At 57.1% G+C, this 12,269-nt stretch carries 11 protein-coding genes; all 11 read right to left on the bottom strand.

Annotated elements, in window-relative coordinates; all coding sequences use genetic code 11:
* Positions 1–368 precede the first annotated feature (368 nt).
* Positions 369–902: a GNAT family N-acetyltransferase gene (locus MKJ04_RS19305; RefSeq protein ID WP_241643308.1), complete on the bottom strand. Its 534-nt coding sequence runs from the start codon at positions 900–902 to the stop codon at positions 369–371.
* A 183-nt stretch (positions 903–1,085) separates the two neighbouring features.
* Positions 1,086–3,113 (bottom strand): excinuclease ABC subunit UvrB, encoded by a 2,028-nt coding sequence (uvrB, locus tag MKJ04_RS19300; RefSeq protein WP_241643307.1) that lies wholly within the window; start codon positions 3,111–3,113, stop codon positions 1,086–1,088.
* A 186-nt stretch (positions 3,114–3,299) separates the two neighbouring features.
* Entirely contained in the window at positions 3,300–4,295 is a 996-nt protein-coding gene (locus tag MKJ04_RS19295; protein ID WP_241643306.1) for a Kelch repeat-containing protein, read from the bottom strand.
* Between the two features lie 34 nt (positions 4,296–4,329).
* On the bottom strand, positions 4,330–5,703 hold the full coding sequence (locus MKJ04_RS19290; protein ID WP_241643305.1) for a DUF4270 family protein: 1,374 nt from the start codon (positions 5,701–5,703) through the stop codon (positions 4,330–4,332).
* 438 nt (positions 5,704–6,141) lie between these two features.
* Positions 6,142–6,528 carry a hypothetical protein gene (locus MKJ04_RS19285; RefSeq protein ID WP_241643304.1) on the bottom strand — a complete coding sequence of 129 codons (387 nt, stop codon included), beginning with the start codon at positions 6,526–6,528 and terminating at the stop codon, positions 6,142–6,144.
* A gap of 196 nt (positions 6,529–6,724) precedes the next feature.
* Positions 6,725–8,386: an outer membrane beta-barrel protein gene (locus MKJ04_RS19280; protein WP_241643303.1), complete on the bottom strand. Its 1,662-nt coding sequence runs from the start codon at positions 8,384–8,386 to the stop codon at positions 6,725–6,727.
* Positions 8,370–8,948 carry an RNA polymerase sigma factor gene (locus MKJ04_RS19275; protein ID WP_241643302.1) on the bottom strand — a complete coding sequence of 193 codons (579 nt, stop codon included), beginning with the start codon at positions 8,946–8,948 and terminating at the stop codon, positions 8,370–8,372. Before MKJ04_RS19275 ends, MKJ04_RS19280 begins: the two co-directional genes overlap by 17 nt.
* 180 nt (positions 8,949–9,128) lie before the next feature.
* Positions 9,129–9,530 (bottom strand): YkvA family protein, encoded by a 402-nt coding sequence (locus MKJ04_RS19270; protein WP_241643301.1) that lies wholly within the window; start codon positions 9,528–9,530, stop codon positions 9,129–9,131.
* A 179-nt stretch (positions 9,531–9,709) separates the two neighbouring features.
* A complete protein-coding gene (locus MKJ04_RS19265; RefSeq protein WP_241643300.1) occupies positions 9,710–10,444 on the bottom strand; it encodes a shikimate dehydrogenase family protein in 735 nt (244 codons plus the stop codon).
* A 4-nt stretch (positions 10,445–10,448) separates the two neighbouring features.
* On the bottom strand, positions 10,449–11,393 hold the full coding sequence (locus MKJ04_RS19260) for a DUF368 domain-containing protein (protein WP_241643299.1): 945 nt from the start codon (positions 11,391–11,393) through the stop codon (positions 10,449–10,451).
* 90 nt (positions 11,394–11,483) lie between these two features.
* Entirely contained in the window at positions 11,484–12,266 is a 783-nt protein-coding gene (locus MKJ04_RS19255; protein ID WP_241643298.1) for a phosphosulfolactate synthase, read from the bottom strand.
* Positions 12,267–12,269 lie beyond the last annotated feature (3 nt).

The following is a 12,269-nucleotide window of genomic DNA, read 5'->3' as shown; positions in this document are numbered from 1 at the left end:
TTAGTTGGTCGAATAACTATCTTAACCAAAGTGGGCACTTTTTTTATCCCTAATTACCTTTTAAAACAGCTTCTTAGAAAGGTCATAAAAATCTGCTGGCAGATTGAATGAAAAATTAATCTTGCAATCGACCTGACAAGCGTCCACAACCGCCAATATTTTATTTAGGTATTCGTATTGAGTCAGATTCATAACTTTAGTGACCTACAACTACCGGCTAGCAGGAGTACCCACTCTTGCTAGCTGCACTATGCACGAAGGCAGTTTGACATAAACTTGTGGGAAATTTCTAAACCATCGGAAGACATACTTTCCCATAACTTTAAGATAGGACTTTGCTTCTCTAATCCACATTACTTCTGCAAAGGCTATACCTCCCGCTGCATGTATACATCGCGCTGCACATCCTTGCCCAGTATAAAGTCCAGCTCGCCTACTTCCCGGAAGCCGTATTTCTGGTAAAAGCGTATGGCGCGGGCATTGTGCTCCCATACCGTGAGCCAGACCACATCGCGCTCGTGCTGCTTTGCCTGCTGCAGGCAAAGCTCCATAAACAGGTCACCCAGGCCGCTGCCTGTCCAGGTGCGGGTAATGTATAGCCGGTCGATTTGCAGTGGGCGCTGTGCCTGTATGGCCTGGGGGGCGGGTTTGGAGTTCAGCTTGAGGTAGCCTACCGCCTCGTCCTCCACCTCTGCGATCACAAACGCTGTGGTGGGGTCAGCGAGCTCGGCGGCCTGCAGGGCCACGCCATACATGGTATGCCGGAAAGCGGCCATGTCATCGGATTTGTTGGCTGTGCCGAAGGCTTCTTTAAAAGTGCGCCAGCCCAGGTCGGCTAGCAGTTCAGCGTCCTGTGGGGAGCCTGCCCGGAACGAGAATACTTCAGAATCAGGGTATGTCATAAAACAGATTTTTCATCCCTAATATAACAACTCTTTCCTTTAAATGCCCCTAAACTTCACGCGCATTGCGGTGTCTGCGGGGACTGCCTGTAACTTGCCCGCTATGGCCGCAAAGCTCAAAAACAGAACGGCACCTGCAGTTTTAAACCACAGGTGCCGTTCTGTTTTCAACCCGATTTATACCTACTCGCGCTTTGTTTTCAGCAGGTTTTTCAGCTCCGAAAGCTCGTCGCGGTACTTGGCGGCCTGCAGGAAGTCGAGGTCCTTGGCGGCGGCTTCCATCTGCTTCTCGGTTTTCTTGATCAGCTTTTCCAGTTCGTCGCGCTTCATCATCTGAATCACAGGCTCCGCGGCGATAGATACGTCCTCGGCTCCGGCATATATTTTCACTTCGCGCTTTATCGAGTCGGCCATGGTGGTCTGCTCAAATATCTCGTCTTTCGACTTCAGCACGGTGCGCGGCGTAATGCCATGCTCAATATTATAGGCCTCCTGCGTTGCGCGGCGGCGGTTTGTCTCGTCTATCGCGCGCTGCATCGAGCCCGTCATGCGGTCGGCATACATAATCACTTTGCCTTTTTCGTTACGGGCGGCGCGGCCCATGGTCTGTATGAGCGAGCGCTGGTCGCGCAGGAAGCCCTCTTTGTCGGCGTCCAGTATGGCCACCAGGCTCACCTCCGGCAAGTCAAGGCCCTCGCGCAGCAGGTTCACACCCACCAGCACATCAATCACACCCAGGCGCAACTCCCGCAGAATCTCCACACGGTCCAGCGTCTTCACCTCCGAGTGCAGGTATTTTGCCTTTATGTTGAGGCGGTCGAGGTATTTGGTGAGCTCCTCCGACATGCGCTTGGTCAGGGTGGTAACCAGCACGCGCGCGCCTTCTTTCACGCGCTCGTCGATCTCGTCCAGCAGGTCATCCACCTGGTTCGAGCTAGGCCGCACCTCAATCACAGGGTCCAGCAGGCCAGTCGGGCGGATGATCTGCTCCACAATCACACCCTCGGAGCGCTGCATCTCATAATCGCCGGGCGTGGCGCTCACGAAAACCACCTGGTGCATCATACTCTCAAACTCGTTGAACGTGAGCGGGCGGTTGTCCATGGCGGCAGGCAGCCGGAAGCCATACTCCACCAGCGCCACCTTGCGCGAGCGGTCGCCGCCCCACATGGCGCGCACCTGCGGCACAGTCACGTGGCTCTCGTCAATCACCATCATAAAGTCGTCCGGGAAATAGTCGAGCAGGCAGAAGGGCCGTGCGCCCGGGGCGCGGCGGTCGAAGTAGCGTGAGTAGTTCTCGATGCCGGAGCAGTAGCCCAGCTCGCGGATCATCTCCAGGTCGAACTCGGTGCGCTCCTTGATGCGCTTGGCCTCTGCCGGGCGGTCCTCTTTCAGGAAGTACTCGTGCTGGGCCACCATGTCGAACTGAATCTCGTTGATGGCCTGGTGCAGCGTGTCTTTGCCCGTCACGAAGAGGTTGGCGGGGTATAAAGTGATCGCCTTCTCGTCCGACAGCTTTTTGCCCGACTGCGGGTCGATGCGGTGGATCTGCTCCATCTCATCGCCGAAGAAATACAGGCGGTAGGCAAAATCGGCATAGGCCGGGAAGATGTCCACGGTATCGCCCTTCACCCGGAATGTTCCACGTGTAAACTCCGCCTCCGTGCGACTGTACAGGATCTGCACAAAGTTATACAGCAGGTTATTGCGACTGTACCGCTGCCCCGGAGCCAGGTGCAGCACGTTCTTGCCAAACTCCTCGGGGTTACCAATACCGTAGATGCACGACACCGACGCCACCACCACGATGTCGCGGCGGCCCGAAAGCAGCGCAGAGGTGGTATGGAGGCGCAGTTTCTCAATCTCCTCGTTAATGGCCAGGTCTTTCTCGATGAACACATCCGAGGAGGCGATGTATGCCTCCGGCTGGTAATAGTCGTAGTACGAGATGAAATACTCCACTGCGTTGTTCGGGAAAAACTGCTTGAACTCGCCATACAGCTGGGCGGCCAGCGTTTTGTTGTGGCACAGCACCAGCGTGGGCTTGCCCACGTTCTGGATCACGTTGGCCATGGTGAAGGTCTTGCCCGTGCCGGTGGCACCCAGCAGCACCTGCGACGGCTCTGCGTTCCGGATGCCCTGCGTGAGTTGTGCTATCGCTTTCGGCTGGTCGCCGGTTGGTTTGAATTCTGATGTCAGCTGAAAATCCATGGGTTGTTTTTACGGATTAGTATAGAGAAGCTATAACAGGAAAAACGGGCAGTTAGTTTATGGGTTTGCCAATCTGTTTAGCACTTACCCAAGCTCTTGCAAGAAGCACTAAAACAGCAAAGCCTGCTCAGGAAGGGCAGGCTTTGCTGTGAGGACAGTATAGGCACGAGCAGGGCTTGCGTGCCGCTATTTGGTGATGTTCAGTTGCCACAGGTCGCTGTAGCGCGTATACCCGGTCCTGCCCAAGCCCAGATAGCCAAAGTCGCCGATGGAAAACCCGATGGCACTCTCCCGCTCAGAACGGCTGAAGTTTTCTGCCTCCAACTCACGCCACTTGTCGGTGGCGGGGTTGTATACCCATACATCCTTCATCGAGGCATTGTTGGTTGGGGTAAGCCCGTCGGTGCCACCTACCAGGTAAGCTTTGTCCTGCACGGCAAACACGGTTCCATACGTTCGGGGGGATGGGTACTCGCCTGAATTGCGGTCATTGCTATTCAGGTTTTTCAGGTTCCGCCAGGTAGAGGTTCCAGGGGTGTACTCAAACAGGTCCGCTTCCAGAATCCCGTTGTTCAGGCCGCCGCCTACGTAGCCCTTGCCATTCACAACGAAGGCAAAGCCGTTCACGCGCCTTGCGCCCGAGAAGCTGGGTTTTTCCGTCCAGGTGTCGGAGGCTGGGTCATACTGCCAGAAATCCTTCAGGTAGGCCCCGTCGAAGCCGCCGCCGATATACCCCTTGTTTTCCAGGGCCATCGCGATAGCGCCGTACCGGGCCGTCCCCGCAAAATCGGCAACCTGTGTCCAGGTGTCGGTGGTTGGGTCATACTGCCAGAAATCCCTCAGATTATTCGTGCCGTCGTAGCCCGTGCCGATGTAGCCTTTGCCGTTTGCCGTGAAGCTCACGGCCCCGCTGCGCGCCACACCCGGAAAATCCTGCACTCTCGTCCAGGAGTCGCTTTCGGGGGTATACTGCCAGAAGTCTGCCAGGCGGTTCTTGCCGTCGAAGCCGGTGCCCACGTATGCCTTGCCGTCGAGGGTAAAGGCGACAGCCCCTGTGCGCGCCGTGCCCGCGAAGTCAGTTTTCCGGGCCCAGTCGCTCACCAGGCCGTCCAGCTCGTCGCTGTCGCAGGAGGTGAGCAGGGTCAGGGAGAATAAGAACAATAAGCTTGTTAGTAATCGCATGTTTTTAAACAGGTTTCGCATCGCTCAGCAATTCTTATTTAATGGTGGTGTAATATATTTTGAGTCGGATGCTCTTTTGCTGGTTTTCGGGGCCGCCTAATACAACTCTGCTCACTTCCTGCGTAAAGCCCCCGATCGATGGTGCCAGCAACAGGGTCAGCCCACCGGTTTTTTCGCTCTTCAGCAGTTCCACCAGGTGCGGCGTCAGGTTAAAGTCATACCGTCCGTTGGGGTACTGCGCGGTTGGCGCCACATAGGCTACCGCCAGGGGGTTGTTAGCAGGGACAAGCTTCGGATGGAGTGGCAGTGGCGTAAGCGGAATATTGGCGCTGTTGGTGGTATAAAGCGCCAATGAATTCGGCACCGGATACGGGTGCTGCGTGGTGTTGGCCAGCGGCTCCACAATCAGCACGGCCCTGTTGATCAGGTCGGCTGGCAACTGCCCTCTCAAGCTGGCAAGGTTCGGAACCTCTACCTTGATCATCAGCCCTGCGCCTCCCTGCGCCACGCTGAAGTTGTCTGTCTGAGCGGCTGGCACTGGCGCCCCGCCCCGCTCGATGCCCTCAAGCGGCGTGCCTGTAAAGTCGCTCTCAAAGCGGTTGTACTGCAGGCCGGGGTTCACGATGGCAAAATCCCTTCTGCGGGCCGTCTTGGTGCCATTCACCGTCTCTGAGTAATAGAGCCTCACTTTGGAGTTCGCCGTCGAAAAACCGACCATGGCGTTGCCAGCGGTGCCGGTAAGTTTCAGGCCAGGGAAGTAGGTCAGAAAGTCTGTGGCGTTTGTCAGGCGGGCGTCTCCGGCCTTTTTAAGGCTGAGCCACTCCTGCCCCAACTCACCGGAAAGCGAGACGGCAATCGTGTCGGCTTTGGTATTGGGCCGCGGGATGACGGTAAAGGCGGCTAGCTCATCCGCTGCCACGCCGGTTGTGCTGGCGTTGTAAAGGACGTTATCGGCGTAGAAATAGGACAGCGGCGCCTCGTTGAAGAAGTAAGGAGACAGCTTGCGCGGGGTAATGGTCCCCGTCAGGCGTTGCACAGAGAAGGAAACCGCTTGTGTCGTGTCGCCATAGCTATACTTGGTGTATGGCATGATCAGCTTCACCGAGTCGGCGGTGGCGTCTTCTGCCACCGTCCAGGTGCTACTGCTCAGGCCAACCTGAAAAAAGGCGCTGCCCTGCAGCGTGCCGCTGAACGGCGTGGTATACTGCCCGGCCAACAGAGCGCCTGAGTTCGACGAGACAACCGAGTCGAGGTATACCGTGGATACGTTTACCGTAAGCGTGTCGGTGAATTTGCCCGAGATGTTGTCATCCACCAGGCCGAGCCCAAGCTCGTTGGGGTCTTCGCAGGAGGCAAGCGTTACACAGCAGCAGCAAAGCAACAGCGTCACTTTGTTTTGCAGAAGCATCTTTAATCTTGAAAATTGCATATTGTTTTATACTGTCGTAAACAGATTCTCCCTTAAGGTTTGGTATTGGGTTAATGCGGCGGACCGGAAACCACGGACACCCGATACTTCGCTATCCGCTGTGCGCGCACTGATGAAACGCATGCTGTAACCTCCGCAAAAGAAGTATGAAAAGCCTATTTTTAAATCAGCCCCAAATATAACACTATATTTTCGCTATCAGAAAGATATTGTCCTATACTAAACTTCTTTCTGCCCTGATTATTGTATGCCTGCCGTCCCTTGCGCATGCGCTGGCCCCGGATTTTGCCAATCCCTGCCGGCGGGGGAAGTACACCGCTGGTAGGCAGAAAAGCCTGCCACAGTATGGCAGGCCTTCTACTTCAATCAACCAATTTTAATCACAACACTAATCACTAAACAAAATGCAGGGTATAGCTAATCCGAGTCTCCCGCGGCGGCCTGGCATACACGCTTCACCCGGACCGGGGGGTATAAAATGTGCACCGCCACGCACACCTGGGTGGGGCTGTCGTCTACCTCAAGGGTTAGGTTCAGGCGGCTGCCTGGCTGCTGGTATGCCTGGGGCAGGTTGCTGGCCGTCACGTAGCCGCCGTGCAACTGCCCAATGTAGCTGTTGCTCTGGCTGCTGGTCAGGGTGGCGTCGTCCTGCAGCTTTAGGATGTGCCAGCCCGGCTGGCAGCTGTCTGGCCCTATTACTTCGGCCTGCAGGCAGGCAGGGGCAGGATCGTTCCGCTCTGAGCAGCCTGCGGCCAGCACCAAAAGGCAGAGAGAAACAAGCACCGCAGACAAAAAGGTTTTCATGGTTTGATGGTTTCGTTTGGAGCCCTCAGGCTGGGTACCCGATAGAGCACCACAGCCAGAAAGGCAGTTTTCATAGCGTAGAAAGGCAGACGGCACTTGTAAAAGGCTGGCGAGCGGCGTGGCAAAACTGCCGCCAAAACGCGCGCGCACCTGAATGACCCGGCAACCGCTTCCGGGGTTGCATGGGATGCAAAAATTAGCGGCTTCTTTTTCCTCCGCCCAGCTCGTAGTTCACGGCCATGTTCATCCCGACGGTATAAGGCTTTCCGTGTGAGGCCTGCGTGCTTCCGGGATCAGCCAGCATCGTGGTGAAGTAGCTCCTGACCTCCGGCCCCAGCGTGACCGACATATTCCCGGCGAGGCGCTTGCCGACACCGGCTGACATATTGCCCGACCATTGCAGCTTGCGGAACGGCGAGGGCTCGTTGCGGTCATACTCCAAACTCTGCACATCCGAGGCAGCGCTGATGATGCTGGATTGCAGCAGGATATTGGCCGCCACACCCGCCCCGCCATACCAGAACCAATCGTTGCCGATATTGCCTTCATACTGGAGCCCCACAGGCACCGTGAGGTGGCGATAGCGGTACTCCACGTCATACGTCGGCCGTTTGGCCACCACCAAAGAGTCTGTTGCCGGGCCAGCGCTGAGGGCAGGCAGGAAAACGGTGGCTGGCGCACTGAATGCGTTCATGCCGAAAGGCATATTGCGCTGCGACGGCTGCACGACATAGCTGGCTTTGGATCGCGCAGTGTTCTGCAAAAAGCCCAGCCCCGCAAGCAGCTTCAGCTTTTTCCCGAGCTTAAAGCCGGTCTTGGCCTCGACGCCATACGAGAAGCCGGGGTCTGTGGAGGCATCATACTCCTGCCGCGCCTCGTCCATATACATAGCCGACATGTCTGCGGCCGAGGCGACACTCGGCATCAGGCTCTGCCTGCTTGACATCGCCATTGCCTGGTTCGGCGCACCTATGTTCTGCTCGAAATAACTCGGGGCATACGCCATCCCAACTGACCAGCGGCTTTTTTCGTCGCGCTTTTCTTTTTTAGATTTTTTTATACCGCCCAGCGCCTCGTCAGTATACGCCACGGCTGGCTGCGCCTCGTCCTGCTGCCGGGCACGGGCCAGCACCACCTCGCTTTGCTGCCTGAATTCGGCATCGGCGCGTTGTGCGGCTACCGGAATGCTGCTGCTGCCTGCCTGCCTGTAAAATGTCCCGGCGTTGAAGGCTGCCCTTTCGGCCAGCGCTTCCATGGTTCGCTGTATGGAGGTGTGGCGCTGGAAAGACGCTCTGGCTGTGTTGCCCAGGCCGGAAGGCTCCGACACGGCATCCATACGGAAGCGGCTTGATGGGGAAACGGTTTCGGAAGCTACAGGGGCAAGGGCAACAACCTCATGCCGTGTAGCTGCCGCTGTGCCTGGCGCTGCCGTGCCCGCAGCAGTGCGGTTGCGGGTCTGCGGGCCACTGGCGGCGGTCGCCTGTTCAGGTGTCGCGGCTATGGCCGCTGGGGTATGCACCGGAGGGGTATGCGCGGGTAAGGTTGCCTCTGCCCGTTCGCTGCTGCTCCGGGTATTGGCATGGGGTGCAGGCGTGGTGGCTAGTTGCGGCCCTCCCTGTGGGGCTCTGCTGAAATAATAGGCTCCCGCACCACCCGCCAACACGAGCAGGGCAATGCAGGCGGCGGCTAACTGGCGGTAAAACACCATCCGTTTTTTGTACTGGCTGCTCTCCTGCACCGTCAGGTGATGGTCGATGCGTGCCCAAAGATCCTGAGACGGAGTCGCCTCAGCATCATGCATGCGGTTCTTAAACTCATCCTCGAGTTTTCCGCGCTGGTGGTTAGCTGCTGATGACATGGTCTTTGTAGTTATTTTCCTGGCGGGTGATCATCTGCTGTAAAATGACCCTCGCGCGTGAATACTGTGACTTGGAGGTGCCTTCTGAGATATCCAGCATCTCCCCTATCTCTTTGTGGTTGTAACCCTCGATGGCGTAGAGGTTGAACACCATCCGGTAGCGGGGCGCAAGGCTCTGGACCATGCGCAGCAGTTCGTCCAGCGTGTAGCCCGTCAGGCTAAAGCCGTCGGCGGCTATGTTGCTCACCTCCTCCGCCTCATGCGACACCGTGAGGAGCTGCTTGCCGCGCAGGTGTTTCAGGGCGGTGTTCACCATGATCTTCCGGACCCAGAACTCCAGGGGGCAGTCCCGCTTAAATTTCCCGATGTTGGCAAACACCTTCACAAAGGCATCCTGCATGATGTCCTCGGCCTCGAACGTGGTGGGGGCGTAGCGCAGGCAAACCAGCATCATCTTCTTGGAAAACTGGTCATACAGGAGCCGTTGCATCTCGCGCTTGCCCGCAATGCACCCCGCTATGAGCTTGTCCTCTTCTGATTTTGGTTTTGTAAAGAGATTCAAAAACTGCCTGTTTAGTTTGCCCTACACACTCTCATGAGTCTGATGCCGACGCATTGGTTGCATCGGCCTGAAAATATATTTCATGCCTACATGGTGCAATCAATATACACATAAAAAGCGAAGCCCCCGGTTCTGCCGGGGGCTTCGCTTTTTACTAAGAAATGATGTATAGGCAACAAATCAGGCCATTTGCAGATAGCGCAGTTTATAGCTAAAAACGAATACCAGCGTTAGCAGGAGCAGCCAGGCAAAGCTCAGCACTTTAAGGGCTACGGCCGATGTCGCGGTCACGGCGCTCATTTCCTCGTGGGCCTGCAGGCGCGCCTCCTGCCGCACGCCTCTGGCAAGCAAGCGATACGAGAGGCTTACACTAACGGCCACCAGCACCACGTCATCCAGGTACCCGAACACTGCTGTCAGGTCCGGCACCAGATCAACCGGGCTCAGCGCATACCCTATGCCGAAGGCCAGGAGCGCCCGCACGTACCAGGCTATGCGGTTGTCGCGGTAGGCAAGGTACAAGGCATATACTTCGGTATGGAACGCGTGTGATTTCTGCTTCAGGGCATTGAGGTGTGTCATCGTCTGGGCATCTGGTGTCGTGCTTTTTACGAAGGCACCCCAGGCAGTACTTGCACTAAATCAATTTTATGCTACAGTATATGCATAACTTTAAGCCAGTTACCCTGCGCGATATATAACCCGGTCCGGCCTTCGGGAGGCCTAGCGCCAGTAGCTGCTACCGAGAACCAACCTGCGCGTTACCTGTTCCAGATGTCCCAGGCGGCGTCGGCCTGCCGGTACAGCATGGCCAGCCCGTTGGCGGTTTTCGCCCCGGCCGCCGCCCCGTGCTTCATAAACTGGGTTTCCTCGGGGTTGTATACCAGGTCGTAGAGATAATGCCCCGGCGTGAGTGCCGCGTAGGGCAAGGGAGGCGCCTCCGCAGTGTGCGGGTGCGTGCCCACGGGGGTTGTGTTGATGATCAGCGGGTAGGTCTGCAGCAGTTCCGGGGTCACCTGCGCATAGCTCAACCCGCCCGGGGTTGGCGTGCGCGACACGGTGCTGAAGGGTATGTCCAGGTCATCCAGGGCAGTCCAGACGGCCTTGGCGGCCCCGCCCGTGCCCAGCACCAGCGCCTGCATCTGCTCTTGCGGGGGGAAGAACTCCTCCAGCGAGGCTTTAAACCCAATATAGTCGGTGTTGTAGCCTTTCGTTTTTCCTTCGGATATTTTGATGGTGTTCACGGCCCCGATTTTGGCGGCGGCGGCATCCAGCTCGTCCAGCAGCGGCAATACTGCTTCCTTGTACGGCACGGTCACGTTTAGGCCCGCCAGTTCTGGCTCCTCTTGCAACAGCGTCAGCAGCGCCTGCGCCTCCGGCAGTTCGTACAGCTCATACTGTGCGTCGTGTATACCCTCCCGTGCGAACTTCTCCGTGAAGTACTTTTTGGAGAAAGAGTGCCCGAGCTTTTTGCCGATAAGTCCGAATTTGCGCATGCCGTTAAACCTTTTGAGTGTTATCGTCTGTAAAGTGGTCTACCAGGTACACGAGCGCGAAGCCGAGGATAGCCAGCAAAATGCCATACATCAGGTATGACTCATGCCCTGTCAGACTTTCGTACGCGCCCGGCAGCACGTTGTCCTGCACCAGCGGCTTCACCTCGCCGTGGCGGTCGGTATAGGTTTCCAGGGTTTGCTTCCAGGGCCATACCTTGTTCAGCGAGCCGACCATGAAGCCTGTGAGCAGCGCCACGGTGGCGTTGTGGTAATTCTTGAGCGCCCAGTTGAGCACATGCGAGAACGTGAGGATACCCACCACGCAGCCCAGGCCGAACACCGCCACCACGCTCACCCGGAACTCCTTCACGGCTCCCAGTATAAACTCATACTTGGCCAGCAGCACCAGCAGGAAACTCCCCGAAATGCCCGGCAGGATCATGGCGCAGATGGCAATAGCCCCCGACAGGAAGATGAACCAGTAGGCTTCGGGGGTTTGGGTGGGCGTAGCCACCGTGACGTAATAGGCGACGGCGGCCCCGAGCAGGCCAAACAGGATGACCCCGCCCGACCACCGGGTGATCTTTTTGCCCACCACCACGGCCGAGGCCACGATCAGCCCGAAGAAAAAGGACCACAGCATCTCGGGGTAGTTCTCCAGCAGGTATAAAATAATCCGGGAGAGCGACACGATGGAGAACAGAATGCCGGACAGCAGCACCACCAGGAACGAGCCGTTGATGTGCCGCCAGAAATCGGCCAGCCGGAAGCGCAGCAGCAGCTTCACCGCCTCGCCGTTAACCGAGCGGATGGAGCCCAGCAGCTCCTCGTAAATGCCCGTGATGAAGGCGATGGTGCCACCCGACACGCCCGGCACCACATCGGCCGCGCCCATACCCGCTCCCTTTGAGAACAGCAGGAGGTACTCTTTTAATGATCTTCGTTGCATAAGTCTGATAAACGCAAGGGGATGGCGGCTAAACGCAAAATTGCCCGTGCGGCCATACCGACGGGCAATTTATCACTTTGTATGTATAGTTTATCCTTTCAGGTTGGAGTTTTCCATATCCAGGAAGTGGCTGAAGGTATCGCCGCGCAGGCCCAGGCGGATCGTCTCCAGCGGAATCACCTCGCTTGGGGCGATGTTGCCCAGGTTCACGTTGGCACCCAGCAGCTTGATAAACCATACCTGCTGCGATTTCTGCGGGGCCTCCCACAGGATCTTCTCAAACGGGATCTTGGTCAGGATTTCCTCCACCAAGCCGCTCCGCACCTCGCCGGTTGCCCGGAACAAGCCCACGTTGCCGCCCTCGCGGGCCTCCCCGATCACCTTCCAGGCACCGGCGTCCAGCTCGGCCTGCATCAGCCTGATCCACATGTATGGCGGGATGATCTTGGTGTCGTCCTTGGAGCCCACCTCCGACAGCACGGTTACCTGCTCCGACAGGTTTCTGATGTAGTTGCACTTCACCTCATGCTCCATCTCCAGAGAGCCGTCCGATACCTCGGCATAGGTCATCTGGTACTTGTCGAGCAGGCGGCGGTAGTCCTCAAACTGGTTGCGCACGATGAAGGCCTCGAAAAGCGTGCCCCCAAAATACACCGGTATGCCCGCGGCCCGGTATACATCCAGCTTCTTCTGCAGGTTCGGCACCACATAGGAAGTGGCCCAGCCTAGTTTCACAATGTCCGTGTACTCTCCGGCAACCTCTATAAAATCTTCTACCTCACGTATGCTCAGGCCCTTGTCCATGGCCATGGTGTAACCGCGCTCACGTGGCTTCAGCGCACGCTCGGGAATACTATTAAGCGAATAATTCATTTA

Source organism: Pontibacter sp. E15-1 (genome assembly GCF_022601975.1).
Lineage (GTDB): Bacteria > Bacteroidota > Bacteroidia > Cytophagales > Hymenobacteraceae > Pontibacter.
This window is presented reverse-complemented; position numbering and strand designations above follow the sequence as displayed.

Bases quoted from the DNA above. Each gene is read 5' to 3' on its own strand.
- MKJ04_RS19270 (WP_241643301.1), bottom strand. From the start codon at position 9,530: ATGACACACCTCAATGCCCTGAAGCAGAAATCACACGCGTTCCATACC.
- MKJ04_RS19295 (WP_241643306.1), bottom strand. From the start codon at position 4,295: ATGCGATTACTAACAAGCTTATTGTTCTTATTCTCCCTGACCCTGCTC.
- MKJ04_RS19305 (WP_241643308.1), bottom strand. From the start codon at position 902: ATGACATACCCTGATTCTGAAGTATTCTCGTTCCGGGCAGGCTCCCCA.
- MKJ04_RS19290 (WP_241643305.1), bottom strand. From the start codon at position 5,703: ATGCTTCTGCAAAACAAAGTGACGCTGTTGCTTTGCTGCTGCTGTGTA.
- MKJ04_RS19260 (WP_241643299.1), bottom strand. From the start codon at position 11,393: ATGCAACGAAGATCATTAAAAGAGTACCTCCTGCTGTTCTCAAAGGGA.
- MKJ04_RS19265 (WP_241643300.1), bottom strand. From the start codon at position 10,444: ATGCGCAAATTCGGACTTATCGGCAAAAAGCTCGGGCACTCTTTCTCC.
- MKJ04_RS19255 (WP_241643298.1), bottom strand. From the start codon at position 12,266: ATGAATTATTCGCTTAATAGTATTCCCGAGCGTGCGCTGAAGCCACGT.
- MKJ04_RS19285 (WP_241643304.1), bottom strand. From the start codon at position 6,528: ATGAAAACCTTTTTGTCTGCGGTGCTTGTTTCTCTCTGCCTTTTGGTG.
- MKJ04_RS19280 (WP_241643303.1), bottom strand. From the start codon at position 8,386: ATGTCATCAGCAGCTAACCACCAGCGCGGAAAACTCGAGGATGAGTTT.
- uvrB (WP_241643307.1), bottom strand. From the start codon at position 3,113: ATGGATTTTCAGCTGACATCAGAATTCAAACCAACCGGCGACCAGCCG.